Annotated in this window: 21 protein-coding genes and 1 pseudogene; 6 read left to right on the forward strand and 16 right to left on the reverse strand. The window is 34.8% G+C overall.

The annotated features are described in order from the left end of the window. Positions 1–15: 15 nt before the first annotated feature. From MKY77_RS07880 to MKY77_RS07895, 4 genes are read right to left on the reverse strand one after another with little or no spacing between them, the layout of a single operon-like run. Positions 16–1,017: a glycosyltransferase gene (locus MKY77_RS07880; protein WP_339149674.1), complete on the reverse strand. Its 1,002-nt coding sequence runs from the start codon at positions 1,015–1,017 to the stop codon at positions 16–18. Next, positions 1,007–2,146: a polysaccharide pyruvyl transferase family protein gene (locus tag MKY77_RS07885; protein ID WP_339149675.1), complete on the reverse strand. Its 1,140-nt coding sequence runs from the start codon at positions 2,144–2,146 to the stop codon at positions 1,007–1,009. The genes MKY77_RS07880 and MKY77_RS07885 overlap by 11 nt, the downstream gene beginning before the upstream one ends. A 12-nt stretch (positions 2,147–2,158) precedes the next feature. Further along, positions 2,159–3,241 carry a UDP-N-acetylglucosamine 2-epimerase (non-hydrolyzing) gene (gene wecB / locus MKY77_RS07890; protein WP_339149676.1) on the reverse strand — a complete coding sequence of 361 codons (1,083 nt, stop codon included), beginning with the start codon at positions 3,239–3,241 and terminating at the stop codon, positions 2,159–2,161. Between the two features lie 13 nt (positions 3,242–3,254). Then, positions 3,255–4,241 (reverse strand): glycosyltransferase, encoded by a 987-nt coding sequence (locus MKY77_RS07895; protein ID WP_339149677.1) that lies wholly within the window; start codon positions 4,239–4,241, stop codon positions 3,255–3,257. A 102-nt stretch (positions 4,242–4,343) separates the two neighbouring features. Here MKY77_RS07895 and MKY77_RS07900 point away from each other — a divergent pair, with 102 nt between their 5' ends. Beyond that, on the forward strand, positions 4,344–5,036 hold the full coding sequence (locus MKY77_RS07900) for a glycosyltransferase family 2 protein (protein WP_342515684.1): 693 nt from the start codon (positions 4,344–4,346) through the stop codon (positions 5,034–5,036). A 40-nt stretch (positions 5,037–5,076) separates the two neighbouring features. Here the strand turns inward: MKY77_RS07900 and MKY77_RS07905 are convergent, their stop codons facing one another. Together MKY77_RS07905 and MKY77_RS07910 are read right to left on the reverse strand one after the other, a co-directional pair. After that, the gene (locus tag MKY77_RS07905) at positions 5,077–5,289 is read right to left on the reverse strand and encodes a hypothetical protein (protein ID WP_339149679.1); all 213 of its coding nucleotides are present in this window, start codon (positions 5,287–5,289) and stop codon (positions 5,077–5,079) included. Continuing rightward, on the reverse strand, positions 5,290–5,739 hold the full coding sequence (locus tag MKY77_RS07910) for a hypothetical protein (RefSeq protein ID WP_339149680.1): 450 nt from the start codon (positions 5,737–5,739) through the stop codon (positions 5,290–5,292). Between the two features lie 456 nt (positions 5,740–6,195). On the opposite strand from MKY77_RS07910, the pseudogene MKY77_RS07915 reads away from it, so the two are divergent. From MKY77_RS07915 to MKY77_RS07935, 5 genes and pseudogenes are all read left to right on the forward strand, one after another. Beyond that, positions 6,196–6,923: pseudogene (locus tag MKY77_RS07915) on the forward strand (UTP--glucose-1-phosphate uridylyltransferase). Positions 6,924–8,126: 1,203 nt separating this feature from the next. Then, positions 8,127–9,044, forward strand: a complete 918-nt coding sequence (locus MKY77_RS07920; RefSeq protein WP_339149681.1) for an O-fucosyltransferase family protein — start codon at positions 8,127–8,129, stop codon at positions 9,042–9,044. Positions 9,045–9,120: 76 nt separating this feature from the next. Beyond that, entirely contained in the window at positions 9,121–9,951 is an 831-nt protein-coding gene (locus MKY77_RS07925; protein WP_342515685.1) for an ATP-grasp fold amidoligase family protein, read from the forward strand. A gap of 48 nt (positions 9,952–9,999) precedes the next feature. Then, positions 10,000–10,851, forward strand: coding sequence for an alpha-1,2-fucosyltransferase (locus MKY77_RS07930; protein ID WP_339149683.1), 852 nt, complete (start codon positions 10,000–10,002; stop codon positions 10,849–10,851). A gap of 22 nt (positions 10,852–10,873) precedes the next feature. Continuing rightward, the gene (locus tag MKY77_RS07935; protein ID WP_339149684.1) at positions 10,874–11,803 is read left to right on the forward strand and encodes a GDP-L-fucose synthase; all 930 of its coding nucleotides are present in this window, start codon (positions 10,874–10,876) and stop codon (positions 11,801–11,803) included. Positions 11,804–11,871: 68 nt separating this feature from the next. On the opposite strand, the gene MKY77_RS07940 is transcribed toward MKY77_RS07935, so the two are convergent. The 10 genes from MKY77_RS07940 to MKY77_RS07985 all read right to left on the reverse strand — a co-directional run bounded on the left by MKY77_RS07940 (position 11,872) and on the right by MKY77_RS07985 (position 20,047). Continuing rightward, entirely contained in the window at positions 11,872–12,405 is a 534-nt protein-coding gene (locus tag MKY77_RS07940; protein ID WP_339149685.1) for an FkbM family methyltransferase, read from the reverse strand. Positions 12,406–12,563: 158 nt separating this feature from the next. Then, the gene (locus tag MKY77_RS07945; RefSeq protein WP_339149686.1) at positions 12,564–13,091 is read right to left on the reverse strand and encodes a methyltransferase domain-containing protein; all 528 of its coding nucleotides are present in this window, start codon (positions 13,089–13,091) and stop codon (positions 12,564–12,566) included. Positions 13,092–13,095: 4 nt separating this feature from the next. Continuing rightward, entirely contained in the window at positions 13,096–14,145 is a 1,050-nt protein-coding gene (gene gmd, locus MKY77_RS07950) for a GDP-mannose 4,6-dehydratase (protein WP_339149687.1), read from the reverse strand. 35 nt (positions 14,146–14,180) lie between these two features. Further along, positions 14,181–15,551, reverse strand: a complete 1,371-nt coding sequence (locus tag MKY77_RS07955; RefSeq protein ID WP_339149688.1) for a sugar phosphate nucleotidyltransferase — start codon at positions 15,549–15,551, stop codon at positions 14,181–14,183. 56 nt (positions 15,552–15,607) lie between these two features. Further along, positions 15,608–16,372: a glycosyltransferase gene (locus MKY77_RS07960; protein ID WP_339149689.1), complete on the reverse strand. Its 765-nt coding sequence runs from the start codon at positions 16,370–16,372 to the stop codon at positions 15,608–15,610. After that, the gene (locus tag MKY77_RS07965) at positions 16,369–17,055 is read right to left on the reverse strand and encodes a glycosyltransferase (RefSeq protein ID WP_339149690.1); all 687 of its coding nucleotides are present in this window, start codon (positions 17,053–17,055) and stop codon (positions 16,369–16,371) included. The genes MKY77_RS07960 and MKY77_RS07965 overlap by 4 nt, the downstream gene beginning before the upstream one ends. A 37-nt stretch (positions 17,056–17,092) precedes the next feature. Next, positions 17,093–17,935 carry a hypothetical protein gene (locus tag MKY77_RS07970; RefSeq protein ID WP_339149691.1) on the reverse strand — a complete coding sequence of 281 codons (843 nt, stop codon included), beginning with the start codon at positions 17,933–17,935 and terminating at the stop codon, positions 17,093–17,095. A gap of 72 nt (positions 17,936–18,007) precedes the next feature. Then, complete coding sequence (locus MKY77_RS07975; protein WP_342515686.1) at positions 18,008–18,295, reverse strand: hypothetical protein; 288 nt, start codon at positions 18,293–18,295, stop codon at positions 18,008–18,010. A 134-nt stretch (positions 18,296–18,429) separates the two neighbouring features. After that, a complete protein-coding gene (locus tag MKY77_RS07980; protein ID WP_339149693.1) occupies positions 18,430–19,164 on the reverse strand; it encodes a hypothetical protein in 735 nt (244 codons plus the stop codon). A 142-nt stretch (positions 19,165–19,306) separates the two neighbouring features. Next, entirely contained in the window at positions 19,307–20,047 is a 741-nt protein-coding gene (locus MKY77_RS07985; RefSeq protein ID WP_339149694.1) for a hypothetical protein, read from the reverse strand. Between the last annotated feature and the right edge of the window lie 154 nt (positions 20,048–20,201).

A 20,201-nucleotide genomic window follows, 5' to 3' on the forward strand; every position in this document is an offset into this window, starting at 1 on the left:
TACTTATTTCATTTATTATTCCACTACATTCCAATTAAGAGGAGGGCTCTTTAACCTGAATGACTGGAATAAGTGGTCCAAGCGCATTTTCCAGGTATGATGCTGTAAGCATTTTTTTTGGCCGGCAAGCGCAATTTTTCTCGCTTCGGCAGGATGTTGGATGTAGTAATCGAGCTTCGTCATAAGATCCTCTTTATCTTTATAGCCTATAATTTCTTTATCGTATTCAAAAAAATTCTCCATCTCCTCGAAATACTCCGTCATAATCAAACGCCCCGTTGCTGCAGCTTCAAAGACCCCAACCTTCACATTTGTATAGCCGGCACCTGTGGTAGGGAAATTAATAATGATGTTTGTAGAAAACATCGCTTTAAACCATTCCTCATCATAAACAGGCCCCTCGGTAGGGATTGGCCAACCACGTCCAAATATTTTTGCATCAAATCTTTTAAGAAGCTCTTCCGCAATTTCTAAGCGATTTGGCCGGTAATGCCCGATGATGGACACATCTGATTTATATTTTTCAACAGGTTTGTGGCTTGTAAAGAAGCGCGAGTCGATGCCAAAAGGCATATAATAAGTGTTATTGAATCCGAGTTTTTTATACTCTACATAAGATAGGGGAGAGTTTGTAGTGTGTATGTCAAATTCTGATGCGAATTTACTAACAGAAGGAAATACATCAGGGTCACTTAGTGTAACCCCGATAACCGTACAGTATTTCTTTAGTTTTTCCATTGTTGATGACTTGAACGTCAGCCCTCCTGCACAGATGAAAATGATATCAGGCTTGAAACCCAGGACTTCATCCCTGATCATTTCCCATTTGATAAATACTGGGCCGAATCCACCGTAATTACGATAAGGGTTGGAGATTATTTTTGGCCTTTTAGAAAGATTAATTTCGTGAATCTTGTGTCCATTTTCTAACAAACCCATATAAATACTCCGGACAATTCCAGTCTGTCCCTCTGTATACCTTCCAATGAAGACAATCTTCAAAGGTCTACTCATCATTTTTCACACCATTCTCTAAAGCCCGCATCAAGACTCGCTTGTTCTCCTCTTCTCTTTTTAAAAGGAGTGCCAACTTATCCTTCAACATGCTTTTATGATAATCCGGTCTCTTGATACAGTCTAATAGTAGTTGATGCAGTTCTCTGAAATTTTCCCCATATAGGCTGAAACAATAATTCTCTAACTCATGCTCTTCATAAAAAAGTGAAACCTTATCATCATAAGATATTCCAATGCTCGGTACCCCTTCATAAATGGCGAATATACTTGCATGTAGCCTCATAGCAACCAAGAGGTCCATTTGCTTGAAATAATACTTATATTCTTTGGGGGAAACCGTGTAAGGGATGATATCGACTTTTCCAGTGAGTTGCATTGCTAGCTGTTTTGCCTTTTCCACTTCTGATGGGAGGTTGTTAAATGGGAAAATATAGTAATGGATGGGGTAGACAGTAGCTAAATTGTTTAATAGCGGTATTAACTGATGTTCGAGTTTTTTTAGCTTCTCTGATGCATAGGACCAGTTTCGTAAATTCAACCCCACTTTTAAACCTGGACTTTTAGCTAGATTTTTTGGTAGCTTTACCTGGACAGACTCCAGCTTAATGACGGGATCTGCTGAAAGTACCTGATGGGTGACACCCAGTTTCTGCAATAGGTTATAAGATTGTTGGTCCCGCACAGTTATCTCGTCCACGTTATCTGCTATCCATTTCATTGCAGTCTGTGATTGGGAGCTTGTCAGTGGTCCGATTCCGACGGCATATAGCATGACTTTTATGTTAAGCATCTTCGCAACAATGATAGGATAGGAGTAATAATTGATGGCACCTTTTTGTCTTAAAAATAGGTTTTCAGGCTCAAAGCTGTTATAATCCTGAAAAAGTCCGCCACCTCCAACAATGACCAGACTGCTTTCTTTTATGATACGCGAGACACCAGCAATGTCTGTTCCTAGTACGTAATCGATCGACTCTTCACCGAAATAGGCCTGTATGTTTTTAGACCTTATACTTACTGCAATATCAATGTTGGGATTGATTTGTTTTAATCGATCGATGATGGAGTGGAGTATGGCATCATCTCCGGCATTCCCCGCCCCATAAAATCCATGAATGAACACTTTCATTATAGAATCTCCTCAGCTTCCTAGTAAAATATCAACGATGGTGGAGCTCACACCAATATTGCCATAAGGGTGGACCCATTTACCAGAGCCACTCAGACTGTTAGCAACTGACTCTATAATAGAATCCTTTTTATAGCCAGCAAGGCGATTCGAGCCGCATTGTAAGGTTTCTGGCCTCTCTGTATTTTCTCTCAAAGTAATGCATGGTTTTCCTAGAATACAGGACTCCTCTTGAAGCCCTCCGCTATCGGTAAGAACAAGTTTGGCTTGTTTTTGAAGGTGAATGGTTTCATAAAAATTAGGTGGTGGGTCTAATAATAGAATGGAAGAGTTGATGGAAAGTGTTTCGTACATATCATTCTGTTGAAGAATTTTCTTTGTCCTAGGGTGCATCGCGATAACGATTTGGTGCGGATACAATTGCGTGAGATCCATAACAGCTGAAAAAATGGATCGTAGTCGGTCTAGATTATCTGTATTCTCCTGACGGTGAACAGTAAGGAAAAAGTAATCTTTTGTGGAAAGTTTGTACTTGCCTAGTACGTCATAAAGGTCGGCTGATAATATAGTTGAGACCGCATCCACGAGGGTTTGCCCGACAAGGTGGACACCATTCGTAATTCCTTCCGCTTGAAGGTTAGTCACAGCTTCCTTTGTCGGACAAAATAGGTGAGAGGAAATATGGTCGACTAGAACCCTATTAATTTCCTCGGGCATGCTCCTATCATAGCTTCTAAGGCCGGCCTCGACGTGCGTGACCTTAATGTTCATTTTCGCAGCGGCAAGGCTTGCTCCTAAAGTGGTGTTAGTATCGCCATGGACAATCACCATCCCTACTTTTTCCTTCAGGAGTATGGCTTCCAGCTGTTGCATGATCGCTGCTGTAAATGAAGCATGTGAACCTGAACCGATTCCCAAATGGTAGTCAGGAGGAGGTAGTTTGAGAGAATCCGTCACCATTCCGTCCATATGGTAATCATAGTGCTGACCTGAATGGATGAAAAGGTGCTGAGAATTACGTTTCTTCAACTCTTTAATGAGTGCACCCATTTTAATTAGTTCGGGCCGTGTTCCAACGATGACTGCAACTTTCATTTTATACCTCCCTTCATAGAAGCGCTATTAGTTTCATAGCTTGGTTTGCCCGATGGCGCCAAGTGTTGGCGAGGGCAAAGTCCACTCTTGCTTGTGGATTCCCTGGGTTTTCCAAACGTTCCTTTACTTTTCGGACAAAATCATTACCTGAATGAGCGATATCAATCAAACCCTGATGCAACATACATTCAGGAAGACCTGTTGAAACAACTGGTTTTCCTGCTGCCAAGTATTCATACATCTTGACAGGATTGGTCGCAAGGGTGACAGGAGTCAATTTGAATGGAATGATACATACATCCAAACTAGTTAGGTGCATTTTTAATTGTTCATGGGGAAGATGCCCCAAGTAACGAATGTTCTCCATATGATAAAGCGAAAATTTCTTATCGAATTCGACTCCGATGATGATAACCTCACATGTTGGAAATGCTCTTGCCAGTTGGGAAACTAATCGTACATTCACCCATGGAGCCCATGCCCCGATGTAGCCTATTTTTTGTCGACCATTGTTAGGAGGGTAATGGGAGGTATGCACCCCCAGTGTTACATCATATGCATTTGGTATGAGAACAAGCTCTTTTTCAGGATAAGTCCTTCTCAATCGATCATAAATTCGATGGGCAGTACAAACAATGGCAGAAGAAATTCGCACCATCTCCTCTTCATATGGAAGGAGGCTAGAAAATTCATCGACACAATCGTAGATAACCCAATCCGGATTCAATGCTGGAAGTTTACTTGCCAGCTTTGCCCAGCTGCACCAGATTCCAATCGATGAAACTGTTTTACTTATCAGGGGTAGGGTGTCTTGTGTAAACCTCTTAAAATCATGCACCAAGAACAGGTTAGCTGCTAATGGTTCTATAGGCTTATTATGCTGTGTCAAATTGCAGTAATAAACGATATACCCCAAATCGGCGAACTGTTTCATCAGTTGCTGGGGCCTTTGTTTCATAAACGTCCAATCAATGGTAGGTGGATAAATGATGATATTCATGTCAAAGCCCCCTCATAAATGCTAAAAAAGACCATAATCTATAGTATGGAAATTATTTGAAGGGGTGTGGACAAAATTTCTGATTCAGTCAAATTTTCTGTAGTGATAAGCACCTTTAATGATGGTCATTATCTTGATCGGGCGATTCAAAGTGTAATCAACCAAACCTATTCGACATGGGAACTTCTGATAATAGACGATGGTTCTAATGATGATACACAATTAAGGGTGGAGAAATATTGCCCTAATCCTTCCATAAAGCTTATAAAAAATGAGAAAAATATCGGAAAAGCTGCTAGTTTAAATCATGCTTTGAAAATAGCAAAAGGTGAATGGGTATTAGAATTGGATTCTGATGATTGGTTAGAGGAGACATGCTTGGAAAAGGTTGGTGAACATGTTAAGCAACACGGAGAAACAGCTCTGATTTACGGTCGTTATGTAGAATGGATAGAAAGAAAGAGAGACAAGCAACTCTTCCGGGGGAAAGTTGTAAAGTTTTCATTACCTAATGAAGCGAGTAAGTATTTAGATAAACCCTTTCCGATTGCCCCGAGAGTATACAAGTTGGAAGTCTTAAAGCAGATGGGAGGCTGGACTTGTTCTGACTCGTCTTATGGTAGGTATTTTGAAGATGTCTATATGATCTGCACGTTCCTCCATAATAAATTAGAAATAACATCAATAAAAGAGCCTCTCTATAATAGACGTTTGCGAAAAGGGAGCATTTCTGATCTTTCACAAGAAAAGTTTCTTGAATGGAGGAAATGGTTCTACGATAAATGGAAAATGTAAAAAGAATAACAGGGTTACCCCTGTAATTCCCGAATTGAATTTAAATAGTAGTTTCGCTTAATACCCTAATTCCTTGGACATTAATAAAAAAGACAGTCACTTCCTGATTAGGTGTAAGGTAGGAACCACTTCTAACTCTTAAAATAAATGAACCAGAATCCACTGAAATCAGTGTACCTTCTAAAAAAACGTCAAAGGAATATACTTCAATCTCTCTGCCAATATATCTTGCTAAGATTTCCGCGAAATCCATCTAAATCCCGCCCCCTTCGCCAACTGCAACAGAAACGATGCTTGTCAATGGAATGGTAAAGATATCATCATTTGGAGCTATGATTACGACAACGTCCGTTCCTATCGTTTCCACTACCCCCACAATCACATCAAAAGTTGCTACTACCGTGACAATTTCACCAACATTATTCGCAAAGAACTCTTCAACTACACCCAATCTACCTTCTTGAGTAGCTAGAAAAATTTGAATTGCTTCAATTATAGGTTCCCATTCTCTTATACGATTCGAATTGGCTAGTATGTTACTTTCTGCTTGTGTCAACCTGCGTAATAGCTCTTGAATTAAACCACGCCTAGGCGTATCTGGATCTGGAATAAGCCTCCCCGGTATTTCCTCTGTTGTTGAACAGGAACATTTTCGAAATGGTCTCTCACAACCGCAACAACTTTCTATATATAATACTCCCATGAATAGCCTCCTTTATTATTAGGTACATTTTAATCTATTCAACTAGTAGGATATTGTCCCTAGAGGAGAGTGCCCTTTTATTTTTTTAACAACTTTCACAGAAGTACAAACCATTTTCGACAAGAGTGAATAAATTAAGTAGTAGACAAGGAGAAAGGAGTGGAAGGCACAATGAAAGTCGTTCGCGTAATGGGTGAGAAAAAGCTTGTCTCAGAAGAACTTATTGCAAAAAGACAAAAGAAGAAAGATAAAAATCAAAAGAAAGTTTGGAAATGTTATTTTTAATAATAAAATTGATTCCTAGTTCACTATAAGAATCAAATAAAAAACGTTCTTAATATGCTTTTCTACTCAGAAAAATATTAGAGCGTTTTTTTTATAGTTTTCCATAAGACAACTTTCTGGGGGGAATATGATGAATACCATAAAATAACAAGATTGTTGGAGGTGTTTACCTTGGTAAGAAAAGCAATTATACCAGCTGCTGGATATGGTACAAGAGGGTTACCAATTACGAAGGTACTTCCAAAAGAAATGTTTCCAATAGGATTAAAGCCAGCTATTCATTACGTGGTGGAGGAAGCAATCGAGTCCGGTATTGAACAAATTTTAATGATTGTATCCAAAAAGAAAAACATGATTGTCAATTATTTTGATGAATCCTTAGAACTTGAGGCATTTCTGGAGAGGGAAAATAAACATCATCTTATAGACATTTTTCCAGTTCCTCCTATACCGATTCATTATATCCGCCAACCATATGCTAAGGGGCTAGGAGATGCAATAAGGCTTGGTAAGTATTTCATTGGGGAAGAACCATTTGCTGTACTTTTGCCTGATGATATTTTGCTTTCAAATAAGGAGCCAGCGTTAAAACAGCTTGTAAACCAGTACAATAAATTTAAAAAATCAATCATTGGGATAAAAGAAGTAGAGGAATCAAAATTGAAGCATTACGGAGTTATAAGTGGTGAGGAAAAGGGAAAAGGATTATTAAATTGGATGATACACAACAACCTTCAGCAAGTGGAGAGCTACAGCTAACAGATGCAATTAAAGAACTATTATCACAAGAAGAATGTTTTGGAAAAGTTGTTGAAGGTGAGAGGTTCGACATAGGTATTTATGAAGAGTATTTAAATTTAATCAATACTATCCAGCAAGCAAAGAATAAGGAGAAATAAAGATGTCAGATTATTTCTGACATTTGTGCGGAAATAAATTGGGAGGGGCTATAGCCCCTCTTATATGATTACATACTTTGATAGAGTTTCCTATAGCTCAATACTTCTAATTATTCTTTAGACTGCGAGCTCCCCATTCACCCAACCCTCCTTCCAAAATCTAGCATATTCTAACTAATCTCGCTAACTCAGTGTCGTCTCTCCAAGTAGAAATCCTGTTTCTGGATACAACCGAGGGTCGTGCACTCACCCAGCATGAAAGCTTCGAAGGGGATGTTCAATTAAATAGCAGTTGGCGAAGGAATTGCAAAAGCTTTGGCTCGCCAAGGAGGTGACCATCTATTTGTTTAAAGTAATTGCAGGCTCTTTTAAAGATAGAAAAAATACGCGACATGCTTGTGAAGGTTGGCAAAAGTGAATAAAAGAAAACCAGGTTCTATACTGGAGCCTGGTTATGAAACATCCATTCCACTGCATAGTATAGAAATATTGTATAAAGGGAATGAGTAATCACATGACACTTGAAGTTCAACACGCAACACTCTACATCACGTTTCATAAAGACTATACCCTTTCACCAGAGCTAACGAAAAGGAAGCATTATATGTCATCCTGCTAGTCATCAAAAACGGGCAGGCAAAAGAATGTTGGAGTAGATTTTCTCGTTGACAAGGTAGATGAAAGCAGCGGTCGAAGAGTAAAAAAATAATATATTGTAAGGAATAAAAAAAGCAGCCGCATATTTGGTTGATTTTTTTCTTAAAAATCTGGATATTCAAACATATTTAGCAAGTACTAACAATAAGAACAAGCAAGAATATACTAACAATAGATATTAGAAAGGAGTGAAGCACTTCATGAAAGCGTACGAATCGTGGGTGAAAGAAAATACTGGAGGAAACCACCTACAACAAAAAACAGGAAGCGAAAGTAAACAAAGATAAGAAAAGATATATGGATCCTAGGCTACAGAATTTAAATGTACGACCTTGGATTTTGAATCAGTTCATAAAGTAGAAAAATGGACGAATCTTGGAGATTCGGCCTTTAAATTTTTTTATAATTCTTCTAGATTGCTATTATGTTACTAAAGTACACAAAATCGATTTTTTTTATAAATACCGAGCACCTTGCATATATAAGTAATGTGTGAAAAATTACTTTAACTCAGAAAAAATAAATCAAGGGAAAAGAGGTTTAAAATTGGCGGAAAAAAAGTATCTATTGATTAAAGCTTGGGGTGCTGGGTTTTGGTCTGATATAGAACATGTTATGGGACAAATGTTATTTTCAGAGATTTCAGGGAGAATCCCAATTGTATATTGGGGTGAAGGGTCCAACTATGCTTCCGACAATCCAATAGAAGAAGATGCATTTTCATTGTTCTTTAAACCATTATCACAATATAAGGTAAACAACATAGAAAATAAAAGTCTCTCCTTCTACCCAAAGAGGTTTAAATTTAACAATCTCAGATCTTTTATGAGACGTGATAAGACAGAAAAAAATATAACTGCAGATTGGCTAAAAAAAACTGAGAACGTAATAGTTAGCAGACATCATTGTTCTCTAAATCAATTAAGAAAAATAATTCCAGAAGGTAATAAGTTATTTCATAAAAGTAATGAGGAAATCTATAGCTATTTATACAAAAAATATTTAAAAATACTTCCAACAATCCAGAAAGATATAGACACTTTTGAAAGTAAGAATTTTAAGAATAAGCATATCTTGGCAGTGCATATAAGGGGAACTGATAAAATAGCTGAAGTTCCAAATTTACTAGAGCTTCATCAACAATTTCCCCAGGCTATAAATGATTATTTCAAAATGCAGCCTACAGCATATTTATTTTTGATGACTGAATCCCAAGAAATACTAAATCAATATAAAAATCTTTATGGAAGTAAATTAATATATACTAAATGTTTACGAATTTCAAATAATGACCAAAACATTTATAAAATAAACTATAGTAAAAATTTGAAGGGGAGAGAAATACTAATAGATACAATTCTTGCTACAAAATGTAATTACTTCATTGGTAGCAACTCGAATGTAACTAATGCGGTTATACGTTTAGGAAATTGGTCAGCTAAAAAGTATAGGTTGATAAAATGAATGGTATATCTAAACTTTAATTGAATAGTATTAATGGGGAATGTAAATGGTAAATGGACACTAAAATTATAGTGAGGTGATTGTCATAATCGATATTGAATACATGAAGCGTAGATTTTTAAATACACACAAATATAATTTAAATCTTGATAATCCAAAATCATTTAATGAGAAGATACAATGGATAAAAATTAATGGGAATTTAGAAAGATTTACAAAGTATACAGATAAATATGAAGTACGTAATTATGTAAAAGAGAAATTAGGTGAGGCATATTTAGTTCCATTGATTGGGATATTTGAAGATGTTTCTGAAATACCTTATAAAGAGCTACCGAATGCATTCGTGATGAAAGCTACACATGGAAGTGGTTGGAATATAGTAATTACTGATAAGGGAAAAGTTGATTGGAAAAATGAGTGTCTTAAAATGAAAAAATGGTTAGCAACAAACTTTTACGTTACAAACAGTCAGAAAAACTACAACTCTATCAAACCTCGGATAATTATTGAAGAATACTTAGAGGACCCTTCAGGTGACTTAAAGGACTATAAGTTTTTTTGTTTTGAAGGGAAGCCACATTTTATACAGATTAATGGAGAAAAATCTAAACAACAACAACGTAATCTATACAATACAGAATGGGTTAAGTTAGATGTGAAGTATAAATTTGATAATTTTGCTAAACAAATAAATAAACCTAAATCATTAAATAAAATGTTGAATATTGCTAGCGTCCTATCCAAGCCGTTTGGGTTTGTAAGGGTAGATTTATATAACCTTGATAATATAATAAAGTTTGGAGAGTTGACTTTTACTCCGATAAATGGTTATGGAAAATTCACTCCAACGGAATTTGATTTTGAATTAGGATCTCTACTGAACCTAAAAAAGTATCTCGATTAATAGTAAACAAAGCACTAAGTTATATACAATTTGCTAAGGGGACAATAAATGAAAAAATCCAAAAAAACAAAAAAAAATGTAGTGACAATGGAATTATTGGGAAAAAAGGGTAGGTTTGGAAATCAAATATTTCAATATGCTTTTTTAAAAATTTATGAAAAGAAATATAATTGTACAATACAAACTCCTAGGTGGATAGGGCAAACTTTATTTGGACATAAAGATAAACCTATAAGAAAAAAACTAAGTAGGATAACCCAACAGTTTAACTATGGCCTAAGTGATCATATTATTAATAAAAACCCTCCGTATATGAATGTAGATTTGGAGGGTTACTTCCAATACCATACATCATATTATTCTCCTTATAAAGAATTTTTCCAATCTTTATTTGTTCCAATCACAGAAATAAAAAAAGAACTAGACATTAATATTAAGGATTTAAAAAAAAGTGGAAATACAATTATAGGTCTCCATATGAGAAGAGGCGATTATGTTAGATATACAAAACTTTTTTCTCAAAAGCCAAATCCCTTTTTTATTACACCAACCAAATGGGTATTAACTTGGCTTGAAAAAAATTGGAAAAATTTAAATAATCCTGTTTTGTATATAGCAAGTGACGATATTGACTCCATTATTGGAGATTTTTCAGATTATAACTACATTTCCAGTGTTGATAGTGTAAAAGGATTTAACCTTTTGTTAAAAGAAGCACCATATTATTTAGATCACTATATACTTAGTCAATGTGACATAATGCTCATATCAAATAGTAGTTTCTCTTTCAGTGCTTCTATGCTTAACAACAATGCAAATCTCTTTTTAAGACCAGATATCAAAAGTCAGAAATTCATTGAATATAACCCCTGGAATAGCGAGGTGCTCTTGAGACCTTAATCTGCTTGTTAGGAGTGAGAAATTGAAAATTTTTGTAACTGGTTCAACTGGAATGGTGGGGAGAAATCTTTTAGAGAAAATGGATTCAGTAAATGAGTTAAAAGCTCTTTCACCAAAAAGGAGCGAAGTAAATTTATTAAACTATGAAGAGGTTGATAATTTTATAAAATTGCATAAACCAGATATGGTTATTCATTTAGCTGGTAGAGTAGGAGGAATACAAGCCAACATTTCTGAGCCAATAAAGTACATGATTGAAAACATGGACATGGGTAAAAATATAATTATGGCTTCAAGAAAAAATGGTATCAAAAAGTTAATTAACTTAGGCAGCTCTTGCATGTATCCAAAAAATATCAAAGGAAAATTAAAAGAAGAATATTTATTAACAGGTGCATTTGAACCTACTAATGAAGGATATGCACTTGCAAAAATCACCACATTAAAATTATGTGAATATGTAAGGCAAGAAAGTTCTGAATACCTTTACAAAACTATCATACCTTGTAATCTATATGGGAAATGGGATAAATTTTCTCAGGATGTTTCTCATATGGTGCCTGCTGTTATAGATAAATTACATCGAGCAAAAATTGCGAATTTGGAAGTGGTTGATATATGGGGGGATGGTAAAGCGAAAAGAGAGTTTTTATATGCAGGGGATTTGGCGGATTGTATACTAAAGGCTATAGAAAAATTTGATCAGCTACCGTATGTGACAAATATCGGTCAAGGATATGATTACACGATTAACGAATATTATGAAACAATTGCTAAAGTAATTGGTTATGAAGGGGGATTTTATTACGACTTATCGAGACCAGTTGGTATGCAAACAAAGTTATTAGATACTACTAAACAAAAAAAATGGGGCTGGAATAGTTCTACTAGTTTAGAAGTGGGTGTAAGAAAAACATATGAGTTTTATTTAAAAGAATTAGTATCTGATTAATAGACTTGGAATTTTAAGAATAAAAATCTAAGGATGCTTTGAATATATTCTAAGCACCCCAAAATGTTTTATTTTCTTATGAAAAATGAGTCTCCCCAAGATTTTTGCTTTCCCATTGCAGTAACAATATGTTTAAAGCTATGATTATCTAAGAAATTTTCAATATCATTAAATAAGGAACATCCTTCATACAGCTCAATAAAATTAACTTCCAAAGCTATACCATCTATATGTTTGAGGGTTTCAATAGCCCCTTCTAATGCCATTAGTTCAGCACCTTGTATGTCCATAACTAAGAAGTTATAATCCGATTTATCAATTTTTAGTGAATATAGAAAATCATCTAACCTTCGGCCGGGTACTTTTATGGTATGGGTTTCGTGGATATGAGGATAAACATTCGCATGATATTTAAGAGGAAGTAAAGAGCTGCTTTGCTGGTGAGAAGTTATATGAAAAATTTGCTCTTCATTATTATTAGTAATAGCAAAATTAAAAACTTCTACATGCGGATGTTTTTCCATATTTTTTTTGCACTTTTGGTAAATGGTTGGATTTGCCTCTATGAAAATTACCTTTTCAACACCTAATTTATTGTACAAGTTTATTTGATTACCTATCCAAGATGGATAATGCCTCTGGGTTTTATTTTGTATTTTTTACAATATGCTTCTAGATCAAACAACATATAGATGCACCTTCTTTGCATATGATTTTTTAAAATTTCGATTAATTTTTATCTTTTCAGTTGCGTTTGCATTTATTTATAGGCTATTACGTTGAGACTCATTAGTCTACCTTTCTGATCCATATGGGGAAGATATGCTCTACTATAATCATCAAATCCTAAAGGGAGAAATTCTCGCCAATCATATCTTTCAATTAGTTTGAAACCTACATCTTCGAGTAAAGATTTAATGGAGTTAAAATCAAATGCAATATAATGAAAATTGTACTCGTAATTCTGTCCTCCATATAGAAGACCTTGTAACTTACTTAAATTATTATTTTGCAAATACTCTTGAACAATGGCTTCAAAATTAGGAACTGCTAATCTCAATATGCCGTTCACTTCTAACACTCTATACCATTCTTTAAGAACATTTTGAATATCTGCTCTCTTAATGTGCTCTAAAACATGACACGCATAAATTTCAGAAACAGTGGAATCATTAAATATACTCAAATTATTAATGTCAGTTTTATAATCAACATGATCAAATGGAAGGATATCTACATGTTTAAAACCATGTAAATATTTTTCTCCACAACCTAAATGTAACTTCATTTCCTCACTCCTCGGTAATTAAGTTATTGTTTTTAATTTGGTTTAAATCTGATTCCACCATCATCTTAACTAACTCATTAAACGATACTTCCGGTTGCCAACCTAATATAGCTTTTGCTTTTTTAGCATCTCCAAGAAGCAAATCTACTTCTGTTGGTCTAAAATATTTTGGATCTATTTCAACTAACACCTTATTATTCTGCACATTTATAGCTTTTTCGTTCAATCCTTCTCCAATCCACCTGATGCTAATACCAACTTCCTTGAATGCTAGTTCTACAAATTCTCTAACTGAGTGAGTTTCACCTGTAGCTATAACAAAGTCTTCGGGTTTTTCTTGTTGCAGCATTAACCACATAGCCTTCACGAAATCTTTTGCATATCCCCAGTCTCGTTTTGCATTTAAATTTCCTAGCAATAATTTATCTTGAAGACCTAACTTTATTCTTGCTACTGCCATTGTAATTTTTCTAGTAACAAACGTTTCTCCCCTGTACGGGGATTCGTGATTGAAAAGTATACCATTACATGCAAATAAGTTATAAGCTTCTCGGTAATTTATAGTAATCCAATATGCGTAAAGCTTGGCAGCTGCATAGGGGCTACGAGGGTAAAAAGGAGTTTCTTCATTTTGAGGGGTATGATGAACTTTCCCATACAATTCACTTGTAGAAGCTTGATAGTACTTTACCTTTTGTTCTAAATTTAGTATTCGTATCGCTTCTAATAATCTTAAAGTTCCAATTGCATCTGAATTAGCAGTATATTCTGGGGTTTCAAATGAGACTTTAACATGACTTTGAGCAGCCAGATTATATAATTCATCTGGTTTTACTTTATTGACTATGCTTAAAATATTTGTTGCATCCGTTAAGTCTCCATAATGCAAATGAAAGAACTCATTTGATATTAAATGATCTATTCTAACAGTATTTATTGATGAGGACCTCCGCTTTATACCATGAACCTCATAACCTTTTTCTAAAAGGAATTCAGCTAAATATGCCCCATCTTGGCCAGTAACACCTGTAATCAGTGCTTTTTTTGTTTGCATATTGTTCACCTTTCTCATAGGGATTTATAAAAATCTTACTCATCTTGACATAATTTCATTGTTTTCTCCCAACACGTTTCAATTCGAACAATATCGTCTTCAGATAGGTCGGTGCCTCTTTGAACTTCAATAAATTCCAGTGATGTAATCCCTTTAATCGCATGCTTAGCTTTTTCAGGTATTTGGAGGTAGTCGCCAGGAATTACTTTGCGTATTTTACCTTCTAATACGAATATGCCTTCTCCAGCTGTAATGATCCAATATTCGCTTCTTTTCAAATGGTATTGATAGCTAATATTGGCCCCTTCGTTTAAGACGATTTTTTTTGTCAGTATACAAGATCCATTATTATATTGCTGAAAATCTAAGACACTATATGTGCCCCAACGTCTTTCTTCATACATTGGGCGGAAATTTAGTCCTTCAACTAATTCTTTCACTTCATTACTCGTTCTTTTTTCTGTAACAAGAATGCCGTCTGGACTTGCAGCTATTACTACATTCGAGAGGCCAGAAACCACAATAGGTATGTTAAGCTCATTAATGATGTGGGAATTCTGAGAATCATCGCTAATTAAGCCTTCTCCAAAAAGTGAATTTCCCAGAGTTTCACTAAATGCATCCCAAGTACCAATGTCTTTCCACAAACCATCGAATCGAAGAACTACAGAATGTTTACACCTTTCTACAATTTGATAATCAAAACTTTTTTTAGGCAAAGTATGATATATTTTATATAATTCTTCATATTCTGTAGGAATTTTCATTTCGTCTAAAAGAGAAATAATATAACCTAATTTAAATACAAATACTCCACAATTCCATAATGCATTTTTTTCTATTAGTTTCTTTGCTTCATCTTTGGAAGGCTTTTCAATAAAATACTTTATTTTGCTGAGAGGGGAATTTAATGAGTTGATTTTATTAGGTATAATGTATCCATATCTTTCAGAAGGAAAAGTGGGTTTAACTCCAATTAAAGCAATATCGAATTGTATATCAGTCAAAGTCTCTTCTAAACAACTTATAACATGATAAAAAGGTTCATCAGCATATGCATCGACAGGTAAAACACATATTAGTTCATTTAAATCGGTTCCCTCCAAAGACTTTAAATAAGTGCTTGCAAGACAAATAGCTGGAAACGTGTCTCTTACATCAGGTTCAATTATAATAGGAGCACGTTCTTGTAGTTGTTTTTTCATGATTTCTGCATGGGCTTTACCTGTTGAAACATACGTATGGTGATTTAATTTGCAGTGTTCCATCATTCTCCAAATTCTCTGGAACATAGATTCATAACCAAGATCACTTTTTAATAGCTTCAAGAATTGTTTTGAACGAGCAGAATTTGATAACGGCCAAAGTCTCTTCCCTGAACCTCCTGATAAAAGAATAACCTTCATTAATCTCAAACCTCCATGATAGTAAACTATTCTGTGATTTAATAAAGTAATGCATACTAACGCTTCTTTTTTTTACCTATTCTTTTTAATCTTTTGCTTTTTTTCTTTTTGGTACAAATGTTGTTTTCTTCTACTTGAACCCTATTAAATATCCTCATTGGGTTTTCTGTTTGAGTAACAAAGGTGCATTTATTCATATAATCAAGAGTATTAACTTTTTGAGTATGTGAATCTATATCTTTTCTTCTAACACATATATAATTTTCCTTGGATGATGAAAAAAGCTTAAAATCATTTTTTAGAGCGTCCTTTAAAAAATATGCATCACTACCAATTCGCTCGTGTTGAAACTTTGTTACTTCCCAAACATTTTTTTTAAAGACCAGCGTTCCACCTTTTAGTAATTTTTTTATCTTTTTCTCATTACCAGGTCTAAATATCATGAGTTTTTTAAATTCTTCAAAATATAAATATGAAGTGCATTTTCCTACAATATCTGCTTTACTAGATAACATAGTTTGATAGGCTTCTGTTAGGTAGTGGTCTGAGTAGTAATCATCATCATCAAACTTTGCAATAATATCATAAGAAGATTTTGTTATCCCAAAATTAAGACATTCACCAAGGGTTTTTTCTTGAGGTAGCTTAAATACATGAATGTTATGATATTCAGCTGTCTCATTTTTCCATTCATTTAAACACAGTGTATCGTTGTTTAAGATAATAATCATTTCTTTTTCAGTAAAGTTTTGCCGGAAAAAATTATCAAAAATGTTCTGCTTAAACTCTGGTCGCATTGTGCATAAAACTACTGAAATCAATTGTTACTCTCCTTTCTAATCTTTTGTAATTCCTTAGTGACTATATCGTTAAAATTATCCGTATGACATACTCTTTTTGATTTTTTTATTAAGAGTTTATTAGACTTTTTAAAAGTATGCTTTTTAGAATTAGCAAATCGAATATAAACGTAGTTGAATCTAGATGTTGTATGAAACCTTAACTTGGCTTTTATACATAACTTAACAAAGCGACTATCCGTTCCAGATCCAACAATGGAAGGGAATTTCACTTTTGGGTATATCTTTTTCCTGAACATTATTGTACCGCCCTTTAACATTTTTTGGCCGCCATCATTTTCTTTCCCAAGAACACGTAGAGCTAATAGTTTTTCTTTTTGAAAATAAATAAATGAAACTCCTTTCCCAATTATGTCAGCATTAGTAGTATTAAAATAATGCAGTGCCTCTGCCAAATAATAAGGCGAGTAATAATCATCATCATCAAACTTGCCTACTATATCGTACTTTGCTTTAGTTGTGCCGAAATTTAAGCAATCGCCTAGAGAAGTACGTTCAGGCAACTGAAATACAAATATGTTATTGTAGTTTTTTGCTTTTTTTTCCCATTGCTTTTTGTTCATGGTATCTTTATTCAGGATGATAATCATTTCTTTTTCTTCAACAGTTTGTCTATTGAAATTATTGAAAACATTATCCATCATTTCGTCTCGTATGGTACATGCAATTAATGAAATTATCTTAAACACCCCATGTCTGTTTAGTTTTAAAATAATTATCTAGAAATGAGACACTCTCAACATTTACTCCAGAAGTTCCAAAGTCTTTAGCTGAAATGGTGTGTTTCATAGTTCCTTTTAGAAGCATGTTATTATCTCCATGCCCGAACCTTCTTAGCACTATTGGATGATTAATGATCGTAATGTCTTTTTTATGCTTTTGAAGTAGTTTTATTGATTTTTGATGATTACCGATCAACTTATAAATGAAGCTATTTCTATCTTCATAGGAAGCTGGGAAGTTATTATACTTAAAGTAATACAGACCGCCACTTCCGCAGCGCATGTAAAAGTTATTTAATAACCATAATTCTTTTTGCTTTTCATTTGACATTATGCCTTTGTTTACAAAATAAGCAGTTGAAATTGGGAGTGTATTCACATATTCAACAAACCTGTAATGCACTAAATCATCTGAATCAAACGGCATGATGTACCCTACCTTTTTCTTCTCTTTTAAATATTGACCAATAATGTTGAGCTTGTAATTTTTATCTTTGTTAAATCCACGCGGGCTCTTAGGAGTGGAAAAATTAACAGGTAACCAGATTACTTTTTTATGATTTAATTCTTCAATAGAAGGTTTTTCATGCCCGGCTACTAATATAGTAAAATTCCTTTTGGTATTGTTTAAAATAGATTGTAAGGTATTCTTTAGATTTTCTTGCACAACCTTCCAGTTTTTTGAGACCTGTTTGCTTTTTAGTGGGATTGCAAAATAAATATGCTCCTCTTTACATTGAGGTTTATTATTTAGTAATGCATCTACTTCACACAGGATTGAAAGTAATGTTTTTTGTTTCATATAATTACTCCTCAATTATGTCTAAAAATAACCCCTTGATATAGACTCTATATCAAGGGGGAATGCTCTAAATTATAGTGGACGGACTCTAACGATAAACTTGCAGCAGATATAGTCTACAACTAATACGTCAGTAATTTCTACTCCTGCACCTGTTACGATTCCTGTGTCCTTGTCAATGCATAGAATTCTACCTTCAACGGAAGTACCGTCTTTTAGGAAAATTTCAACATCTTGACCAAAGAATTTTTTTAGAAATTTACTGCAAAAACACTCTAAATCATCCTTCTTATGGTCCTCTTTCTTGTGGTGATCTTTCTTAATGCTACAACAACCTCTTTGTTCGTAATAAAAACTCATTATATTGCCTCCCTCTAGATTTTAAGTTATTAGGAATTTTAACTTCCTACATTAATGTATTCTAGTTAATCTATTGTGAGAGGGCGTATATCTTAGTACAAGCGCCTTTTTTCTACTGAATCTAGTAACTTTGCCTATAGAAGTTGAATTTTTATTTTATTGATGGCTGGAATAGGGGAGGACTTATTGTTTAAATAAATTAAAGCCTCGACTTTTACTTTTCTTATATTCAAGTCGAAGGGTATAATCAGTTCCATTCCTGTTAAACTTATACTTTCTAATTTTGTCACTTTAATGGGTTTCACCCAATATTCTCCATTTTCAAGAGATGCTTTTTTCCAATCCTCTTTTGCATAGATCCAATCTATGCTCACGGGACTTCCTTCTGTTTTTTTAATTAAATTCGGGTCAGATATTTTCCCTGAAAATGTCACAGCGCCAATGGGATGAACTTTAAAGCAGATAATCAAGTCGTCTAGAGAGACCTTGGATTCATTTATTATATGAAAATCTCCATAAATAGTAAGTGTTTTTTCTTCTTCCATCAAAAGCACGGAGTAATTAAAATAACCATAGGGGTCTCTCATAGCATGGTTCATATTTTGTATGGGGGAAAGTATTGGTTGCTCTTCTTCTTCTACTATCACTTCTAGTTCTATAACTTTATTCTGGAGTTCTTCTAGCCTTCTTCTATACGAATTTTTTTCAACTTGCCACTCTTTCCTCTTTTCTTGAAGAAATTTATTTCTAATGATTTCTTTTTGGGCAGCTCTTTCTAAGTCCAATATCTTTTTGTTATATTTTGCCGATTCCGCTTTATGATAAAGGATTTCTTGTTTTAGGCGTATAAGTTCTGCATGTTGATCCATGAACACACCTCCATTATTTGTTCTTCTATTAAATTATGTAGTGGACTATCTAGCTATGAACACTACAAAACAGCCAAATAGCATCGGATGGTGTTCCGATCCTTCTGGCTGTTCTGGAAAGTGTTTATTTAGTATATGATACTTATCTTGGTCGCTTATGTGCCGGGAAGATTTCTGGGCATTGCTCTGGAAATTGTTTCGGAGGGCAAATAAGGCCTTCGATAATTTCCTCACGTGGGCGGCAGATTCTTGCTTCAACTTCTAGTTTTACGTCAGCTTCCATTTGAATGTCTAAGCAAAGTGTAAGGGTAACGTCTAGTTGAGAGAACTCGTCTGTTGCGATCAAGTTAGAGTCACACTCAAAGAATGTTACATGGCAGTCGAGCTCTGTACCTTCTGGGGCACATAGCAGGAATGTTTGGACTGTTGCGAATGGAAGTGCTTTGGAGCAGCATCTTACGCGCCCTTTTTCGTCAACCAGTTGAACGGTAACAAATCCTTTAATAAGGACTTTAACGCGTTGTAATTCAACTTCTGTGCCATCAGGTAATTCTACGTCAACTGTTGGACGTCCACCAGGTTGCTCGATTTCCTTGCAGATAAAGCCTTTGTGATGGCGGTGGTGATGTGCTGCCATAACATCAACTTTACGACCGTGATCGTCAGATAGGAAACATTCTACTGCTAAAGGTCCAACTTTCGGATCTAGTTCACACAAAATGTCTGCAATGTTTGCATGATCATCATGTTCCCAATCGCATACAAAAATTCCTTCTAAGTCTGAGTTACATATACTTTTAGGGGAAACCTGCACTTGACGAGTTACCCAGTCGTAAACTTTACGAGCCTTGATACAGACTCTTTCAGTTTCTTTATGACTCACTAAAAACTCCTCCTATTCATTTAATACCCATTTGGGTTACGGGACTACTGTATAGTATGAATTTGGTGGGTAAGTGTGCCGGGTTAATGACCCAAATTTAATTTTTGCATGCGGTAGTCATATTTTCCAAGCTTCTGGAATTACTTTTAAAAAG

This window comes from Sutcliffiella sp. FSL R7-0096 (assembly GCF_038595065.1).
Classification (GTDB): Bacteria; Bacillota; Bacilli; order Bacillales; family Bacillaceae_I; genus Sutcliffiella_A.